This window comes from Alistipes shahii WAL 8301 (assembly GCF_025145845.1).
In the GTDB taxonomy this organism is placed as follows: Bacteria; Bacteroidota; Bacteroidia; order Bacteroidales; family Rikenellaceae; genus Alistipes; species Alistipes shahii.
In genome coordinates, this window is the sequence record NZ_CP102253.1 from 1,705,492 (window position 1) to 1,723,309 (window position 17,818).

At 61.0% G+C, this 17,818-nt stretch carries 15 protein-coding genes; 12 read left to right on the top strand and 3 right to left on the bottom strand.

The features are described 5' to 3' along the window. The first annotated feature begins 96 nt into the window (after positions 1-96). From lipA to NQ492_RS07470, 4 genes are all read left to right on the top strand, one after another. Positions 97-978, top strand: coding sequence for a lipoyl synthase (gene lipA, locus NQ492_RS07455; protein WP_015546919.1), 882 nt, complete (start codon positions 97-99; stop codon positions 976-978). A 2-nt stretch (positions 979-980) separates the two neighbouring features. Continuing rightward, positions 981-1,688, top strand: a complete 708-nt coding sequence (gene lipB, locus NQ492_RS07460) for a lipoyl(octanoyl) transferase LipB (protein ID WP_015546918.1) — start codon at positions 981-983, stop codon at positions 1,686-1,688. Between the two features lie 176 nt (positions 1,689-1,864). After that, on the top strand, positions 1,865-3,631 hold the full coding sequence (gene recJ / locus NQ492_RS07465) for a single-stranded-DNA-specific exonuclease RecJ (protein ID WP_229096071.1): 1,767 nt from the start codon (positions 1,865-1,867) through the stop codon (positions 3,629-3,631). A 115-nt stretch (positions 3,632-3,746) separates the two neighbouring features. Further along, positions 3,747-6,896, top strand: coding sequence for an ATP-binding protein (locus NQ492_RS07470; RefSeq protein ID WP_015546916.1), 3,150 nt, complete (start codon positions 3,747-3,749; stop codon positions 6,894-6,896). 36 nt (positions 6,897-6,932) lie between these two features. Here NQ492_RS07470 and NQ492_RS07475 read toward each other — a convergent pair whose 3' ends face one another. Continuing rightward, the gene (locus NQ492_RS07475; RefSeq protein WP_015546915.1) at positions 6,933-7,463 is read right to left on the bottom strand and encodes a nitroreductase family protein; all 531 of its coding nucleotides are present in this window, start codon (positions 7,461-7,463) and stop codon (positions 6,933-6,935) included. Between the two features lie 255 nt (positions 7,464-7,718). Here NQ492_RS07475 and NQ492_RS07480 point away from each other — a divergent pair, with 255 nt between their 5' ends. The 8 genes from NQ492_RS07480 (at position 7,719) to NQ492_RS07515 (ending at position 13,540) form a co-directional block, all read left to right on the top strand. Continuing rightward, positions 7,719-8,558: an HAD family hydrolase gene (locus NQ492_RS07480; RefSeq protein WP_015546914.1), complete on the top strand. Its 840-nt coding sequence runs from the start codon at positions 7,719-7,721 to the stop codon at positions 8,556-8,558. A gap of 1 nt (position 8,559) precedes the next feature. Further along, positions 8,560-9,141 (top strand): hypothetical protein, encoded by a 582-nt coding sequence (locus NQ492_RS07485; protein ID WP_015546913.1) that lies wholly within the window; start codon positions 8,560-8,562, stop codon positions 9,139-9,141. After that, on the top strand, positions 9,128-9,784 hold the full coding sequence (locus NQ492_RS07490; RefSeq protein ID WP_015546912.1) for an ATP-binding cassette domain-containing protein: 657 nt from the start codon (positions 9,128-9,130) through the stop codon (positions 9,782-9,784). Before NQ492_RS07485 ends, NQ492_RS07490 begins: the two co-directional genes overlap by 14 nt. A gap of 24 nt (positions 9,785-9,808) precedes the next feature. After that, positions 9,809-10,390 (top strand): RdgB/HAM1 family non-canonical purine NTP pyrophosphatase, encoded by a 582-nt coding sequence (gene rdgB / locus NQ492_RS07495; protein ID WP_015546911.1) that lies wholly within the window; start codon positions 9,809-9,811, stop codon positions 10,388-10,390. A 3-nt stretch (positions 10,391-10,393) separates the two neighbouring features. After that, entirely contained in the window at positions 10,394-11,371 is a 978-nt protein-coding gene (locus NQ492_RS07500; RefSeq protein WP_015546910.1) for a Gfo/Idh/MocA family protein, read from the top strand. 20 nt (positions 11,372-11,391) lie between these two features. After that, positions 11,392-12,000, top strand: coding sequence for a GTP cyclohydrolase I FolE (gene folE, locus NQ492_RS07505; RefSeq protein WP_015546909.1), 609 nt, complete (start codon positions 11,392-11,394; stop codon positions 11,998-12,000). Between the two features lie 246 nt (positions 12,001-12,246). Further along, positions 12,247-12,888: a DUF4136 domain-containing protein gene (locus NQ492_RS07510; protein ID WP_015546908.1), complete on the top strand. Its 642-nt coding sequence runs from the start codon at positions 12,247-12,249 to the stop codon at positions 12,886-12,888. Between the two features lie 25 nt (positions 12,889-12,913). Further along, positions 12,914-13,540, top strand: coding sequence for an outer membrane beta-barrel protein (locus NQ492_RS07515; RefSeq protein WP_015546907.1), 627 nt, complete (start codon positions 12,914-12,916; stop codon positions 13,538-13,540). Positions 13,541-13,781: 241 nt separating this feature from the next. Here NQ492_RS07515 and NQ492_RS07520 read toward each other — a convergent pair whose 3' ends face one another. Both NQ492_RS07520 and polA read right to left on the bottom strand, forming a co-directional pair. Further along, positions 13,782-14,786: an aldo/keto reductase gene (locus NQ492_RS07520; RefSeq protein WP_015546906.1), complete on the bottom strand. Its 1,005-nt coding sequence runs from the start codon at positions 14,784-14,786 to the stop codon at positions 13,782-13,784. 102 nt (positions 14,787-14,888) lie between these two features. Then, positions 14,889-17,765 carry a DNA polymerase I gene (gene polA / locus NQ492_RS07525; protein ID WP_015546905.1) on the bottom strand — a complete coding sequence of 959 codons (2,877 nt, stop codon included), beginning with the start codon at positions 17,763-17,765 and terminating at the stop codon, positions 14,889-14,891. Between the last annotated feature and the right edge of the window lie 53 nt (positions 17,766-17,818).

Consider the following 17,818-nt stretch of genomic DNA (forward strand, 5'->3'; position numbering starts at 1 on the left):
ACCCAGACCCCGCATCGGAACAATAATTGGCTTTTTCACGGGGTTTTTCAATTATTTTTTCTTATTTTTGCATCAATTGGAAAATAATGAACTTAAATGCCGAAGTTTTATGACAAGGTAGATGTACTGAAAAAACCCGGATGGCTGAAAATCCGACTCCACCGCACTCCCGAATGGGGCGAAGTGCGGCAGATCGTCGAAAAGCACAATCTGCACACGATTTGCAGCAGCGGCAGGTGTCCCAACCAGGCCGAATGCTGGAGCCGGAGGACAGCGACATTTATGATTCTGGGAGACATCTGCACTCGGGGCTGCCGTTTCTGCGCAACCAAAACGGGCCGTCCCCTTGCTCCCGACGCCGAGGAGCCACGACAGGTGGCCGAAAGCGTCGCACTGATGAAACTGCGGTATGTCGTCGTAACTTCCGTGACGCGCGACGACCTCCCCGACGGCGGAGCAGCCCATTGGGCCGCAACCGTGGAGGCCATCCGCACACAGAACCCCGACGCCGTAATTGAGCTTCTTATTCCCGATTTGGACGCACGGCCCGACCTGCTGGAGGTGATCGTCGCGTCGAAGCCCGACATCATCGGGCACAACATCGAAACCGTCGAGCGACTGACCCCCGTGGTGCGCTCCAGAGCCAAGTACCGTACGAGCCTGGAGACCCTGCGCTGTCTGAACAGGCAGGGCGTCGTAACGAAAAGCGGACTGATGGTCGGACTTGGCGAGAGCGATGATGAAGTTTTGCAAACCTTGCACGACCTGCGCGACGCAGGCGTGCGGATTGTGACACTCGGTCAGTACCTTCGGCCCACTCTGGAGCACTACCCCGTTGCGGCGTACATCACTCCCGAAAAATTCGAATGGTACAGACTCCGGGCGCTGGAAATGGGTTTCAGCTACTGCGCGAGCGCACCTCTGGTCCGCTCGTCGTACATGGCCGAAGAAGCCCTGCGAAGCGTAAAAAGTTTGTAGCGATGAAAGCCTACTGCCGGGACCTCGGACGCATGGACTACAAAACCTGCTGGGATTTGCAGCAGGAGCTGTTCGACGCCGGGGTAGCCCGAAAGCGCACCGGTCCCATTCCGGTCCCGGGCGCAGACGGCGCGGACGATGCGGGCACGGTCCTGCTGGTGGAGCATCCGCCGGTTTACACGCTGGGCAAGAGCGGGCATGCCGAAAACCTGCTCGTCAATCAGGAAGCGCTCGAAGCGATGGGCGCACAGTTCTTTCACATCGACCGCGGCGGCGACATCACCTTCCACGGCCCCGGGCAGCTGGTATGCTATCCGATCCTCGACCTGGAGCGTATCGGCATCGGCCTGCGGGAGTATATCGAAGCGCTGGAGGAGGCCGTGATCCGCACGGTCGCGGAATACGGCATCGCGGCGGGACGCATCGCCGGAGCCTCGGGGGTCTGGATCGACCCCGGAAAGGCGCGGCCGCGCAAGATCTGCGCAATAGGAGTCCGTTCGTCGCGTTATGTCACCATGCACGGGTTCGCACTGAACGTGACGACCGACCTTGAGTGGTTCTCGCGCATCAACCCCTGCGGATTCACCGACCGGGGCGTCACGTCGATCGCCGCCGAAACGGGGTCGCAGCCGTCGATACAGGAGGTAAAACAGCTGGTCATCAGGGAATTGGCCACAGCCTTGCAGTGTGAAATAACGAGCGGTTCGTGAAAGACGGCCGGCAAAAGGGCCCGGCATCTCACTCATCTCCCACCCTGAAGGAGGGCCGGAGCGGAGATTTTTAAACGACGCCACAGGCGGCGGCGACAGCGGCACGCCGAAAAGATATAAAGACGCAATAACGATAATTGGAAATTAAATGTTAAAATATATAAATAACAATTCGTATGCCTATAGAAAAACGCTGGGTAGTGAAGCCACAGGGCGACCCCGCGACGGCAGCCATGCTGGCTGCCGCTCTGCGGATCTCGCCAGTACTGGCCAATCTGCTCGTACAGAGAGGCATAGACACTGTAGAAAAGGCGGAGAAGTTCTTTAAACCGAGCCTCGCCGACCTGCACGATCCGTTCCTGATGAAGGACATGGAGAAGGCGGTCGAGCGGGTCGAACAGGCCGTTGCGAACCAGGAGAAGATCATGGTTTACGGCGACTACGACGTGGACGGCTGTACGGCCGTCGCGCTGGTTTACAAGTTCCTGCGCCAGATCGGGCACAAAAACCTGATGTTCTACATCCCCGACCGTTATACCGAAGGATACGGTATTTCGATCAAAGGTATCGACCTCGCCGCCCGCAAGGGCGTGGGGCTTATCATCGCCCTGGACTGCGGCATCAAAGCCACGGAAAAGGTTGTCTATGCGAAGACGAAAGGCGTGGATTTCATCATCTGCGACCACCACCTCCCGGCCGAGGAGATTCCCAAGGCCGTAGCCGTTCTGGACCCCAAGCGGGTCGACTGCTCCTACCCGTTCGACGAACTGTCGGGCTGCGGCGTGGGATTCAAACTCGTGCAGGCCTATGCGCAGAAAAACCGCATGCCTTTCGAGCAGATCCTGCCCCTGCTGGACCTGCTGGTCGTGTCGATCGCCTCGGACATCGTGCCGCTGGTCGGCGAGAACCGGATTCTGGCCTATTTCGGCCTGAAGAACCTCAACCGCGAGCCGTCGAAAGGTCTGCTGTCGATCATCAAGATCTGCGGGCTGGACAAACACAATATCACCATCGACGACATCGTCTTCAAGATCGGGCCGCGCATCAACGCCGCCGGCCGGATGCGAATGGACGAGAACGACGAAAACGCCTCGCCTTCGGGCGGGCACGCCGCCGTGGAGCTGCTGATCGAGGGCAACGAGTCGATCGCCGAGGAGTTCGGCAGCGTGATCGACGCCTACAACCAGGACCGCAAGTCGATCGACCGCTCCGTCACGCAGGAAGCGCACGACTATATCGAGGGCAATCCCGAAATGAAGGCCCTCAAGAGCACCGTGATCTACAATCCCCGCTGGATGAAGGGCATCGTGGGCATCGTCGCGTCGCGTCTCATCGAGACCTACTACCGCCCGACGGTGGTGCTGACGATGAGCAACGGATTCGTGACCGGATCGGCGCGTTCGGTTCCCGGATTCGACCTTTACCAGGCCGTCGAGTCGTGCTCGGACCTGTTGGAAAACTTCGGCGGACACATGTACGCCGCAGGGCTGACGATGCGTCCGGAAAACGTCGGCGAGTTCACGCGGCGGTTCAACGCATACGTGGAGGAGAACATCGACCCGCAGATGCTCGTCCCGCAGGTGGACATCGACAGCGAACTGCTCTTCTCGGACATCACGCCGGCTTTCCGCAAGGACCTCAACCGCTTTCAGCCCTTCGGGCCGGGCAACACGGCGCCGGTCTTCGCCACCTGCGGCGTGAGCAACCACGGCGACGCCAAGCTCGTCGGCATGGAGTGCGAGCACCTGCGCATGGACCTGATGCAGCGGCAGAAGCCCAACACCAAGATCCAGGCCATCGCCTTCCAGCAGCCCACGCATTACGAATGGGTGCGCTCGGGACGCCCGATCGACGTCTGCTACCAGATCGTCGAAAACCACTACCGGGGAACTGTGACCACCCAGCTCCGGATCAAGGACATCAAACCCGTTCTGAACAGGTAGTCTCCGTCTTCGAAAGAGAGGTCAGGAACACAACTCCGGGCCTCTCTTTTTCAATTTACATGCGTCATTGCATTTAGCGTCACAGCCGGTCATCCGGCTCCTTCACTGCAAACAAATGAATCTTCTGAAGAAACCGTTCAGCATTTCCCTCCAGGCCCTGGCGGGAGTTCTGATTTTCAGCTGCCTGCTGGCACATCCCTTCTCCGAAGCCGCGAGCAGCCCCCCGGGCGACAAGCGCGACTACATGCTGGTGCTGAACACCTACACCGAATCGGCGCCCTGGAGCAGCCACATTATCAACAGCATCGTCGCGCATATCGACCAGGTGGACAACTTCGAAGTCTACACCGAAAACATGAACTCGCTGTTGATGACGTTCAAAAAACACAAAACCGGCGAGATCGAATCCTTCAAAAACAACCTGCTGCGGGAATACGGCAAGAATCCGCCCCGGATGCTGGTGCTGCTGGGCGCTCCGATCGCCGTGCTGCGCGACTTCGTGAAACAGACCTGGCCCGGCGTGCCGTTGATCCTCTGCTCGGAAATGGACTACATAGGTCCTGAAAACGCCTACCTCGACCGCCGCCCGCTGCGCCCCGAGGAGCGGCTGCCGCTGTGCGACAAAGCCGTGTCCGACAACATCACGCTCATCCGCACGCCGCTCTACCTGCGCGAGAACGTCGAGCTGATGCGCCGGATGATCCCGGGGATGGATTCGCTGATCTTCGTCGGCGACGGCCGCTATATCAACCAGCAGGCCGACAGCGACCTGCGCGAACTGCTGGACCGCGAATTCCCGCAGATCGACTACCGGTTCTACTCGGCACACGAAATGTCGACCGAAGCGCTGCTGGACTCGCTCAACCGCATCGACATCCACCGCACGGGCATACTCTTCTCGTCGTGGCATTACACAAAAAAAATCGGCGACAACATCGTCTCCGTCACCGACTCCTACCGCGTCATCGCCAGCGTGCAGGCCCCGATGTTCGCGCTGATGCCCGCAGACATCCGCGACGGCGGACTGGTCGGAGGCTATGTATACGACGACGCCGAGGTGAACGCACACGTCATTTCGACCATCGACGCCGTTCTGGCCGGACACCAGCCACGCGACATTCCGTTCTACGCCCCGCAGGACGCCCGCCCGGTCTTCAACTACGCAGCCCTCGAACGCAAGGACCTCTCGCCGCACACCTGCCCGGCCAACACGCTCTTCTACAACAAACCGGTATCGACGCTCGAACAGTACAAATGGGCGATCGGGGGCGTCGTGCTGCTGCTGGCCTTCATCGGCATCCAACAGTGGCGCATTCGCATGATGTATCGCGTGGAATCGGCCCGGCAGCGGGAATCGGAAAGTCTGGCGAAATATTCGAACCTGTTCAACGCCATGTCGATCGTCTACATCCAGATGAAGGTGATTTACGACGAAAACGGCAACCCCGCAGACGCCCTCTACTGCGACGTGAACTCCCGTTACGAACGCATATTCATCCCCCGCGAGCAGGCGATCGGACGACGGGTCAGCGAACTGTTCCCCTTCCCGATGACCGAATTCATGCGGCTGATAAAAATCGCACAGACCGAGAACCGGACCATCACCTACCCCTATTATTACGAACCGCGCGACATCTTCTACGAAGTGGTGATCAGCCGCTCGTACCTCGAAGAACACATCGACATCTTCTGCCTCGACGGCACGGCGCTCTACAAAACGCAGCAGAAACTCGATTCGATTAACCACAAGCTGGCGATGGCGCTCGACGTGGCGGACATCGTGCCCTGGAAATGGGACCTGCGCAAAGGGTCGATCCTGTGCGACGTGAACAAATCGGTGCACGGCCAAATGCTCGCCGGGACGAACGCCGACCAGCAGCTGGAAGTCCCCTCGGAAAGCTATTTCGCCAAGATCCACAAGGAAGACCGCGAGCGGGTGCGCCGCGCCTACGACGACCTGATCGCCGGACGGAAGGACAAGGTGCGCGAGGAGTACCGCGTAGCCTCCGACGCCGGAGGACGCTGGCATCTGGACTGGGTGGAGGCACAGGCCACCGTGGACCAGCGCGACGACGACGGGCGCCCGCTGAACCTCATCGGATCGTCGCTCGTCATCACGCCGCGCAAGCGGCTGGAGCAGGACCTCCGTTCGGCACGCGACCGCGCCGAGGAGTCGAACCGCCTCAAATCGGCCTTCCTGGCCAACATGAGCCACGAAATCCGCACGCCGCTCAACGCCATCGTAGGGTTCTCGAGCATCCTTGCCGAGACCGACGAGGAGCAGGAAAAGCGGGAATACATTTCGATCATCGAGAACAACAACGCCCTGCTCCTGCAACTGATCGGCGACATCCTCGACCTCTCGAAGATCGAGGCCGGAACTCTGGAATTCAACTTCTCGGACTTCGAGCTGAACGAACTGATGCACGAAAAGGAGAACATCATCCGCATGAAAACGGCCGAAGGCGTCGAACTGATCTTCGAACCGGGGCTTGACGCATGTCTGTTCCACTCCGACCGCAACCGGCTTTCGCAGCTGCTGATCAACCTGCTGACCAACGCCGCGAAATTCACCGCCAAAGGGTCGATCCGCTTCGGCTACCGGGCGGAGGGCAGCCGGCTCCGTTTCTACGTCTCCGACACGGGCTGCGGCATTCCGCCCGAAGGGCAGCGGCGGATTTTCGACCGGTTCGTCAAACTCAACTCCTTCAAACAGGGCACGGGACTCGGGCTTCCGATCTGCAAAAGCATTGTCGAACATCTCGGCGGAGAGATCGGTGTGAAGTCGGAAGAAGGGCGCGGCACGACCTTCTGGTTCACGCTTCCCTACGTCACCGGCAAGCCCTGCGAAACCCCGTGCGGGGAGATCCCGACGGTTTCGGTCGAAAAGGACAAACTGACGATCCTCATTGCCGAGGACAATGACAGCAACTACCGTCTTTTCGAAACGATCCTGCGCCGCGACTACCGGCTGATACACGCCCGGGACGGGGAGCAGGCCGTGGAACTGTGCCGCACGGAACATCCGCACCTGATTCTCATGGACATCAACATGCCCGTGATGAACGGTTACGAGGCCGCGGCGGAAATCCGCAAATTCGCAGCGGAAATCCCGATCGTCGCCGTCACGGCCTACGCCTACGCCTCCGACGAGCAGAAGATCATGCAGAACGGATTCACGGGCTACATGCCCAAGCCGATCAACGCCCCGCAGCTCAAAAAACAGATTCTCGACATCCTGCGGGAACGCATCACGCTGATATGAAACGTTAAAGGACGCCTCGAAGGGCGTCCTTTAACGTTATCCGAGCCGGAGAATCCGCGCCTCGTCGTCCGCAGGCGGCAGCGGGGCGGGGGAAAAGTCAGAATAGCCCAGGGCGATGGCGCAGAGGGGTTCGCAGCCGTCGGGAACGGGCAGGAACGTCCGCAGGTAATCGGCGGCCCTCTCTCCGTCGGGGGCGTCCTTGCGGCGGGGCCGTCCGTTGACGTGCACCCAGCACGAAGCCAGCCCTTCGTCGACGCAGGCCAGCTGGAGCACCGTGGCCGAAATCGCGGCGTTCTCACGCCACAGATCGCTCGCCGAGGTGTCGCCCAGCACCAGGACCGCCAGCGGCGCGCCCTTCAGAAACGCCGACCCGTAATCGCGCATTTCGGCCATGCGGGCCACCAGCGCGGGATCGTCGACCACCAGAAAACGCGTCGTGCGCGTATTGCGTGCCGAAGGGGCCGAAAGGGCTTCGGCGAGGATGCGGTCCACGACCTCTCGGGGAACTTCGCGGTCGGTGAATTTACGGACCGAACGGCGTTTCGCAATCAATTCCTTGAACTCCATAATCTGTTGTTTTTACGTACGTTATTGCCGGAAAAGAGCCTCTGTTCCAGACAGACTGCGCCCCGGACCGGCACGAAAGCGACCGGCGTCGGGGCCGGTTTGCGCTGTTTTTGCAAAAATACGAAAAAAAAGCTATCTTTGGTGTCGGGGTCGCTGCGGCCCCTTCATCTGTCGGAAGGTTTTACCGAACCGCATGCCATACGGTTTTGCAGCCGTCTGATTTTTAGCAGCTTTAAAATCAAAACTTTGAAAACGATGGAATTCAGATTTACCATAGCACTGATCTACGACTTCGACGGAACGCTCGCTCCGGGCAACATGCAGGAATACGACTTCATTCCGGCCGTCGGCAAGAGCAACAAGGAGTTCTGGACCGAGGCCAACACGCTGGCCGAGGAGCAGGACGCCGACATGGTCCTTACGTACATGGCGCGGATGATCCAGGAGGCCAAGTCGAAGGGCCTGTCGCTGCGCCGCGAGGCGTTTCAGGATTCGGGCCGCCGCGTGACGCTCTTCGCGGGGGTCAAAGAGTGGTTTTCGCGCATCAACGCCTACGGGGCCGGGCGGGGCATCCGCATCCTGCACTACATCAACTCCTCGGGGCTGAAGGAGATCATCGAGGGCACGGAGATCGCCCACGAGTTCCGCAAGATCTACGCCTGCTCGTTCCTCTACGACGTGGACGGCATCGCCTACTGGCCCGCCGTGGCGGTCAACTACACCAACAAGACGCAGTTCATCTTCAAGATCAACAAGGGCGTTGAGTCGGTTTTCGATTCGAAGCTGGTCAACCGCTACATCCCCGAAAACGAGCGTCCCGTACCGTTCAAACACATGATCTACGTGGGCGACGGGACCACCGACATCCCCTGTATGCGGCTGGTCAAGAACTCCGGGGGCCATTCGATCGCGGTCTACAACCCCGACCGGAAGGGGGCCAGCAAGGAGATGGCCTCGCTGATCCACGACAACCGCGTGAGCCACGTATGCCCGGCCGACTACACGGAGGGTTCGGAGATGGACATCCTCGTGAAGACCATCATCGACAAGATCGACCTCGACGACAGACTGGAAAAACTGGAGGTCGTCCGATAACATGCTTGCCGGGAAAGTCTACTCCGGACGGCTGGTGCGCCCGGCCCTGTTCGGCGGATCGCCCGAGTGGACCGCCGGGGTGCGCCGGCATCCTACTGCGGTCGTCGCCGCGGCCGTCGTGCTGCTCGTCTGCGCCTGCATCCCCTATGCCGGATTCCCGGCCCTTTATCTCGCGGCGGCGGCCTGCGGGGCGTTCTATGCCGCGAACGAACCTCTGCAACTCCTGCTGCTGCCCGGAAAGGGCGCCGCGCGATTGCTTGCCCGCAAGATCTTCACGGCCTGGCGCAACTACTTTCTGATGACCGCCCCTTTCGCCGTGCTGGCACTCCTCGCACAGCCCCGTTCGGCCTGGATGGCCGCGGCGTGGGCCCCGCTGGCGGCGTTGGCGCTGCTCTATTTCGTCGCGGCCAAATACGCCCGCTACGACCCGGCGGACGAATCCCCGCGCTGGCCGCTGGCCGCCAAACTGGGCGCCACGGGATTCCTCATCCCCCTGCTGCTGCCGCTGAGCCTCTGCCTTGTGGTGAGCTACGCCTTGAGGGCCGAACGCAATCTCAACCGCTATCTCCATGATTACGATTGACGCACTCCGGGTCCGCGACAGGGAGCGGACGCCGCTCGACGGCGTGACGATGCTCCTCACGGCCAATGCCGTCCACGGCATCGCAGGCGAGGGCCGCAGTGAACTGCTCCGGGCCGTATACGGACTCGCCGTGCCCGAATCGGGAAGCGTCACCTCGGGCGGACACCCCCTGCGGCGGCGCGACATGGCCTATCTGGAGGCGGAGCCGCGCTTCTGGCCGGGACTGACAGCGGGGGATTGCCTCGGCCTCGTACGCCGCTACCATCCCGCATCGGACCCGGCTCCGTTGCTTCGGCGGCTGCCCGTACCGCCCGCCGCCGAAGCAGCCTCCATGCCGCCCAACGAGCGGAAACGGCTGGCGCTGATCCTGCTGCTGATGCAGCGCAAACGGGTTCTGCTGCTCGACGAACCTTTTTGCGGACTCGACGCCGAAAGCGTTTTCGTCGTGCAGCAACTGATCCTGCAACTCGGCTGCGAGGGGCGGACCCTGCTCGTCGCAGCCGATTCGCTCGCCCTGCTCGACGGCATCTGCGACGATCTCTACGTGCTCGGCGGCGGGCAGGTCCAGGGACGTTACGAACATTACGAATTCCGACGGGCAATCCGCGAAGCGGGTTCCGCGGCGGGATTCCCGAAAAAATAGTATTTTTGTCCAAAACCGCAACCCATGAAAATCGTTTTCGCCACCAACAACGCCCACAAACTCACGGAAGTACAGGCCGTGCTGGGCGACGCCTATACGCTCGTGACGCCCCGCGACTGCGGCGTCACGGAGGAAATCCCCGAAGATCAGGAAACGCTCGAAGGCAACGCCTCGCAAAAGGCCCGCTACCTGCACCGCCGCACGGGACTCGACTGCTTCGCCGACGACACGGGACTCGAAGTCGAGGCGCTCGGCGGCGCCCCGGGCGTACATTCGGCCCGTTACGCCACCGACGGCCATGACTTCGCGGCCAACAACCGCCTGCTGCTGAAAAACCTCGAAGGAGCCGAAAACCGCCGCGCACGGTTCCGGACGGTCATTTCGCTGCTTCAGGGCGGCAAGGAGCTCCTGTTCGAAGGCATCGTCGAAGGGCGCATCATCGACCGTGAGGCCGGGCACGAGGGCTTCGGCTACGACCCGCTGTTCGTTCCCGACGGCTACACGAAGACCTTCGCCGAGATGACGACCGAAGAGAAAAACGCCGTTTCGCACCGCGCCCGCGCCGTGCGCAAACTCGCGGCTTACCTCCATTCAACCGAACGATAGCCCATGAAAACCGTCAACTGGGGAATCGTAGGCTGCGGCAACGTCTGCGAGCGCAAGAGCGGCCCGGCGATGTACAAGACCCCACACTCGGCCCTCGCGGCCGTCATGCGCCGCGACGCGGAGAAGGCGGCCGACTTCGCACGGCGCCACAACGTGCCGAAAAGCTACACCGACGCCGCGGCGCTGATCGCCGACCCGGAGGTGGACATCGTCTACGTGGCCACGCCTCCCGGCACGCACCGGGAACTCGCGGTGCAGGCCCTCGAAGCCGGGAAGCCCGTCTACGTCGAGAAGCCGATGGCAATGAACCACGCCGAGTGCCTCGAAATGATCGCAGCGGCGGAAAAAGCCGGGCAGAAACTCTTCGTGGCCTACTACCGCCGGGCGCTGCCCTATTTCCTCAAAGTCAAGGAACTGCTCGACGGAGGGTCCGTCGGGCAGCCGTTGACGGCGGAAGTCCGCCTGCTCCGCCCGGAAAGACCCGAAGACCGCGATCCGGCCCGGCTTCCGTGGCGGCTGCGCCGGGAGGTCGGAGGCGAAGGCTATTTCCACGACCTCGCACCGCACACGCTCGACATCCTCGATTTCCTGCTCGGGGAGATCGCCGACGCCCGGGGCTGCAAAAGCAACCTCGGCGGATTCTACGACGTGGCCGACACCGTCACGGCGGCGTTCCGCTTTCGCTCGGGCGTCACGGGGACCGGAACGTGGTGTTTCGTCGCCCCGCCCCAGGCCGTCGAGGATTCGGTCGCCATCACGGGCCGCAAGGGCATCATACGCTTCAGCACCTTCACGTTCAGCCCCATCGAACTGACGACGGCCGGGGGCACGGAGCGTTTCCGGATCGACCCTACGGAGCACATTCAGGGTCCGCTGATCGAAACGATCGTCGCCGAACTGCGCGGCGAGGGGCGCTGTCCCTCGACGGGAACCTCGGCCGCGAGAACATCCCGGGTCATGGACCGGATCATATCCGAATAAAATCGTTATCTTTGCACCCTATGGAACTGAAAAATTACGACAAGGAGGAACGGTTCGACCCGGCGACCGTCGAGGCGCTGAAGGGCCATTACACCGAAATACTGCGCCTGCTGGGCGAAGACCCCGCACGCGAAGGGCTGCTGAAAACCCCCGAACGCGTGGCCAAAGCCATGTCGTTTCTGACCAAAGGGTACGACGAAAATCCGCTGGAGATCATCCGCTCGGCGACCTTCCGCGAAGAATACAAACAGATGGTGCTGGTGAAGAACATCGAACTTTACTCGATGTGCGAACACCACATGCTGCCGTTCTACGGCAAGGCCCACGTGGCCTATATCCCCAACGGGCGCATTACGGGGCTTTCGAAGATCGCGCGCGTGGTGGAGTGCTTCGCCCGCCGCCTGCAGGTGCAGGAACGGCTGACGGTGCAGATCCGCGACTGCATCCAGGAGGCGCTCAACCCGATGGGCGTGGCCGTGGTGATCGAGGCCAGCCACATGTGCATGCAGATGCGCGGCATCGAAAAACAGCAGTCGGCGACCACAACGTCGGCATTCACGGGCATCTTCCTCTCGGACCACCGCACCCGCGAGGAGTTTATGACCCTCATTTCGCACCGCTACCGGTAAACCGGAAACTGCACGGAAAAGTCCGCACGCCGTCGAGGGGTGCGGACTTTTTCGTTTCCCGGCGGCTGTCTTCCGACCGACAGAACGCCTCCGTTCAACCGGGACTTCCTGCGGGAAGTCCCGGTTTCTATACCCCGAAAACGGTTCATTTATACACGTTTCGGGCAATGAGCCGGGAAATGTCCGCGCGGGGAACGAAATTTGGAACGACAGGCAGGACAGCAAACAAACAAAATTTCAAACACCATGAACGTCAAAAAAATCCGTTACATTGCACTCGCGCTCGTCGTAGCTGCGTTCTGCTCGTGCCAGAAAGAACCCTCGACGTCGGATCTCCACAGGGATTATCTGGTCTACACCGCCCACGATACCGGCACCGACTTCGCCGCGATCGACACCTACTACATTCCCGACAGTATCCTGATCATCGGGAACAGCGACAAAACCGAATACTGGAAAGACGCCGACGCCATGGCGATCATCGGCACGGTGGTCGGCAAACTCGACGATGCGGGCTACACGCGCACCGAGGACAAAGACGCCGCCAGCGTGGGCATCCAGCTCAGCTACGTCCGCAAAGTGACCTACTTCGTAGGCTACGACTATCCCTACTGGTGGTGGTACTATCCCTACTACTGGGCTCCCGGCTACTGGGGCGACTGGGTGGGATGGCACTATCCTTACAGCGTTTACTACGGGTACACGGCCGGTTCGCTGCTGATGGAAATGCTGGACCTCCAGGCCGACCAGGAGAGCGGCAAGAAACTGCCTATCGTATGGGACAGCTTCATCGGCGGCCTGCTGACCTCCGACGCCGACCTCAACCAGCAGCGCACGATCGCCGCCGTCGAGCAGGCATTCGAACAGTCGCCTTACCTGGCCAAATAGTTTAACAGCAAAAAATCGTCCGATTATGAAAACATCGAAATACCTCAAAACCATCGCTTTCTGCGCCTTGATGCTCGCTGCGGCCATGCCGGGCAAAGCGCAGGTATTCCCCAACACCTACATCAACATCGACTGGCAGGTAGGCGTGCCTCTGGGCGCCGGTTTCGCCGACAAGGCCTCGGGCTGGGGCATGAACTTCGAAGGCGGATACTTCGTCACGCCGGCCATCACCGTCGGTCCGTTCATCTCCTACCAGACCAACCTCCAGAGCATTTCGCGCCAGACGCTCGATCTGGGCAACGGATCGGCGCTGACGACCAACCAGAAACACGCGCTGTTCCAGCTGCCGTTCGGTGTCACGGGACGATACAACTGGCTTACCGACAGCGTATTCCAGCCATATGCGGGTCTGAAGCTGGGCGCCAACTACGCCGAAATGTCATCGTACTACTACATCATCAAGCAGTACACCGACACCTGGGGATTCTACCTCTCGCCCGAAATCGGCGTGTCGATATTCCCGAGGCCCGACTACCGGCTGGGGTTCCACGTAGCGCTCTATTACAGCTACTCGACCAACAGCGGCGACGTGCTGACTTACTCGATGGACAACATCAACAATTTCGGCATCCGCGTCGGTATCTCCTTCTGACGCCCGTTGGGTGACGCCTCACCGGAACGCCGGACCCGTTGCAGGGTTCGGCGTTTTCATGCGTCCGGATTTGACGGTTCCGGTTTAAAAACCTATCTTGCAGGACCGAAAACTATTTCGCCCTGGCGGCCGCCCGCATCCCCGCCTTTTCTACATCGGCCAGAAGCGGCAGCGCCTTCCCATGACACGAAAGACCCGATTTCGCAGGAAATCGGGTCTTTTTTTCGGCTTCGGAAGAGGGTCATTCCCGCGAAAGGGCATCAATGCGCGCCAGCTCGTCGTCGGAGAAGGAGGCGTTTTCCAACGCCCGCAGGTTGTCTTCGATCTGCGCCGCGGAGCTGGCCCCGACGATTACCGACGTAACGCGTTTATCGCGCAGAAGCCATGCCAGCGCCATTTCGGCCAGCGTTTGGCCGCGCTGCCGGGCGATGTCGTTCAGGGCGCGGAGCCGTTCCAGCATCGCGTCGGTCAGCACCTCGCGCTGCAACGAACGACCCGCCGCCATGCGCGAATCCTGCGGAATGCCGTCGAGGTAACGACCCGTCAGCAGTCCCTGCGCCAGCGGCGAAAAGGCGACGAAGCCCGAACCCGACGCGGCGGAAAGCGACAGCACGCCCGAAGTTTCGGGCTGGCGGCTGAAGATATTGTACCGGTCCTGAAAAAGCAGGCACGGAACGTCGCGTTCGGCGAGGTAGCGGAAGGCGAAACGCGCCGCTTCGAGCGGGTAGCGCGACAATCCGACGTAGAGCGCCTTGCCCCGGCGGACGATGTCGACCAATGCCTGGAGGGTCTCCTCAAGGGGCGTCTCGGGGTCGTGGCGGTGGGAATAGAAGATGTCGACGTAATCGAGTTTCATGCGGCGCAGGCTCTGGTCGAGGCTCGCCGTGAGGTATTTGCGCGATCCCCAGTTGCCGTAGGGTCCCGGCCACATGTCGTAACCCGCTTTGGTCGCGATGAACATTTCGTCGCGGTAGGGGCGGAACGAGCGTTCCATCAGACGGCCGAAATTCTCCTCGGCCGTGCCGTACGCCGGCCCGTAGTTGTTCGCAAGGTCGAAATGGGTGATTCCGCGGTCGAAGGCGTAATGGGCCATCCGCTGCACGTTGGAGAAGGCCTGCCCGCTGCCGAAATTGTGCCACATACCCAGCGAAAAGGCCGGCAGCAGCACGCCGCTGCGCCCGGCGCGCCGGTAGATCATACCGTCGTCGTAACGGTCGGGCGAAGGTTGATAGGGTGATTCAATCATGGCTGTAAACAGTTATTCCCGAAAGCCTCCCTTTTCAAAGGGAGGTTCAGAGGTTTTGTCGAAATGGAGGCGCAAGGCGCATCGGTTGTGACTTTTCCACAATCAATGCGCTTCCAGCCAGTTGCCGCCCACGCCGGCGTCGGCGATCAGCCGGACCTTGAGCTGCGCGGCGGACTCCATGCACTCGGTGACGATCGCCGTGACACGCTCCTGCTCCGAGCGGAGCATGTCGACCACCAGTTCGTCGTGCACTTGCAGGATCACCCGCGAGCGGATGCCTTCGGCGGCGAAACGCCGGTGAACGTTGATCATGGCGATCTTCATAATGTCGGCCGCAGAACCCTGAATCGGGGCGTTCACGGCGTTGCGCTCGGCAAGGCCGCGGGCGATGGCGTTGTGCGACGCGATGTCGTTGAGGTAGCGGCGGCGGCCGAAAATCGTCGAGACGAAACCCTCCTCCTTGGCCTTCTCGACCACGTTGTCCATATACTTCTTGACCCCGGGGTAGGAGGCGAAATAGCCGTCGATGATCTCCTTGGCCTCCTTGCGCGGAATTTCGAGCCGCTGGCTCAGCCCGAAGGCCGAAATGCCGTAGATGATGCCGAAATTGGCCGTCTTGGCCCGGCGGCGTTCTTCGGAAGTCACCTCGTCGAGCGTTTTGTTGAAGAGCTTGGCGGCCGTGGCGGCATGGATATCCTCGCCGTGCTCGAAGGCCGCGATCAACGACTCGTCGCCCGAAAGGTGGGCCATCAGCCGCAGTTCGACCTGGCTGTAATCGGCCGAAAGCAGCAGGTGATCGTCGTCCGAGGGGATGAACGCCTTGCGGATGCGGCGGCCCATGTCGTCGCGGACGGGGATGTTCTGCAAATTGGGATTCGTCGACGAAAGGCGTCCCGTGGCCGTCACGGCCTGGTTGAACGAGGTGTGGATGCGCCCCGTCGAGCGGTTGACCAGCTGGGGCAGCGCCTCGACATAGGTCGAAAGCAGTTTCTTCACGCCCCGGTATTCGAGGATCAGATCGACGATCCGGTGTTTGCGGGCGAACAACTGGAGGTAGTCCTCGTCGGTGCAGAACTGCTTGGTCTTGGTCATCTTGGGCTTCTCGGCAATGCGCATTTTCCCGAAAAGCACCTCGCCCAGCTGGCGCGCCGAGTTGATGTTCAGGTTCGGTTCGCCCGCCTCGGTGCGGATCGCCGCCTCCAGTTCCGCGAGTTTGCGGTTCAACTCGACGGCATAGACCGCCAGCGCTTCGGAGTCGATCCTCATGCCCGCCATCTCGATGTCGGCCAGCACGGCGATCATCGGCTCCTCGATCTCGAAATAGAGGTGCTGGAGGCCGATCTGCTCGATCATGGGGTAGAGCGCCTGCTTGAGTTGCAGCGTCACATCGGCATCCTCGGCAGCGTACTCCTTGACGCGTTCGACGTTCACAAGGTCCATCGTCAGCTGCTTCGAGCCTTTGCCGATGAGCGTTTCGATCTCGATGGGCTTGTAATTGAGGTATTTCTCCGCAAGGGCGTTCATGTTGTGGCGCGACTCGGGATCGAGCAGGTAGTGGAGGATCATCGTGTCGTACATGCGGCCCCGGATCGTGATGCCCAGCCGGCGCAGCACCATCAGGTCGAACTTGATGTTCTGCCCGATCTTGGCGATCTTCTCATCCTCGAACAGCGGCCGCACGATCTCCGCATACTCGGGCGTATCCTTCTCCAGGAAAGGCACGTACCACGCTTTGAACGGTTCCACGGCGAGCGACAGCCCGACGATGCGGTCGTTGAAGATGTCGAAACCCGTGGTCTCGGTGTCGAAACAGAATTCGGGGTATCTGCCGACCGCGGCGACCACCTCGCGCAGCTGCGCGGCAGTTTCCACAAGCGTGTACTCGTGGGGCGTCGTCTGGGCCGTCCGGAACTGTATCGCCTCGGCTTCGGCCTGAAGTTCGGCCACAGGAACCTCCTGCGCCGCAGGAAGCGGCACGACGGGGTCGCCGAACAGATTGCCCTGTCCCGCCAGCGCGGCCTTCTTCGCCGCGGCCGACTTGGCGCGGGCCATCTCCGCCAGCTGGGTCTGCGCCTCCTGACGCGGACCTTCGGGAAGCGGCTCGGCGGGTGCGAGGTTCGTCAGATCGTTCATAAAAGCCTTGAAATCCAATTCGGCGAAGATCCCGCGCAGCTGGTCGATATGCGGGTCGCAAACCGTGAGGTCCTCCTCGCGGAAAGGGATCGGCACGTCGAGGCAGATGGTCGTCAGGCGCTTGGCCAGCCGCAGGTTGTCGGCCCACCCGGCGATCTTCTCGCCCTGCTTTCCGGGAATTTTGCCGACATTCTCCAGAATGTTTTCCACCGTTCCCCACTCCCGGACCAGTTTGCAGGCGATCTTCTCGCCGATGCCCGGGACGCCGGGAATATTGTCCGAGGCATCGCCCCACAGCGCAAGGATGTCGCGCACCAGCTGCGGGTCGTCGATGCCGTACTTCTCGCGGATGGCCTCGCGGTCGACGATCTCGATGCTGCCCTCGGCGCCCCGCTGTTTGTAGATGCGGCAGTTGTCGCGCACCAGCTGGCCGTAATCCTTGTCGGGCGTCACCATATAGACGTCGTAACCGGCTTCGACACCCTTCTGCGAGAGGGTTCCGATCACGTCGTCGGCCTCGTAACCCGCCACTTCGAGAATCGGAATGCACATCGCGTCGAGCACCCGTTTCACGTAGGGTATCGAAAGCAGGATGTCCTCGGGGGTTTCGGAACGGTTGGCCTTGTATTCCGGAAAGATGTCGCGGCGGAAGCTGCCGCCCTTGGGATCGAACGCCACGCCCAACAGATCGGGCCTTTCGCGTTTCTGGATGTCGCGCAGGAACTTCACGAAGCCGAACACCACGGAGGTGTTCATCCCCTCGCGGTTACGCATCGGACGGCCCAAAAAGGCATAGTAATACTTGAAAATCAACGCATAGGCGTCGACCAGAAAGAGTTTTTTCATATCAGATAAGTTGCGTCAATTAGAGTCACCTTTTCCCCGCTGCGGCCATTTTC

Coding starts and splice junctions, on each gene's coding strand:
- lipA (WP_015546919.1), top strand. CDS start 97: ATGCCGAAGTTTTATGACAAGGTAGATGTACTGAAAAAACCCGGATGG.
- lipB (WP_015546918.1), top strand. CDS start 981: ATGAAAGCCTACTGCCGGGACCTCGGACGCATGGACTACAAAACCTGC.
- recJ (WP_229096071.1), top strand. CDS start 1,865: ATGCCTATAGAAAAACGCTGGGTAGTGAAGCCACAGGGCGACCCCGCG.
- NQ492_RS07470 (WP_015546916.1), top strand. CDS start 3,747: ATGAATCTTCTGAAGAAACCGTTCAGCATTTCCCTCCAGGCCCTGGCG.
- NQ492_RS07475 (WP_015546915.1), bottom strand. CDS start 7,463: ATGGAGTTCAAGGAATTGATTGCGAAACGCCGTTCGGTCCGTAAATTC.
- NQ492_RS07480 (WP_015546914.1), top strand. CDS start 7,719: ATGGAATTCAGATTTACCATAGCACTGATCTACGACTTCGACGGAACG.
- NQ492_RS07485 (WP_015546913.1), top strand. CDS start 8,560: ATGCTTGCCGGGAAAGTCTACTCCGGACGGCTGGTGCGCCCGGCCCTG.
- NQ492_RS07490 (WP_015546912.1), top strand. CDS start 9,128: ATGATTACGATTGACGCACTCCGGGTCCGCGACAGGGAGCGGACGCCG.
- rdgB (WP_015546911.1), top strand. CDS start 9,809: ATGAAAATCGTTTTCGCCACCAACAACGCCCACAAACTCACGGAAGTA.
- NQ492_RS07500 (WP_015546910.1), top strand. CDS start 10,394: ATGAAAACCGTCAACTGGGGAATCGTAGGCTGCGGCAACGTCTGCGAG.
- folE (WP_015546909.1), top strand. CDS start 11,392: ATGGAACTGAAAAATTACGACAAGGAGGAACGGTTCGACCCGGCGACC.
- NQ492_RS07510 (WP_015546908.1), top strand. CDS start 12,247: ATGAACGTCAAAAAAATCCGTTACATTGCACTCGCGCTCGTCGTAGCT.
- NQ492_RS07515 (WP_015546907.1), top strand. CDS start 12,914: ATGAAAACATCGAAATACCTCAAAACCATCGCTTTCTGCGCCTTGATG.
- NQ492_RS07520 (WP_015546906.1), bottom strand. CDS start 14,786: ATGATTGAATCACCCTATCAACCTTCGCCCGACCGTTACGACGACGGT.
- polA (WP_015546905.1), bottom strand. CDS start 17,765: ATGAAAAAACTCTTTCTGGTCGACGCCTATGCGTTGATTTTCAAGTAT.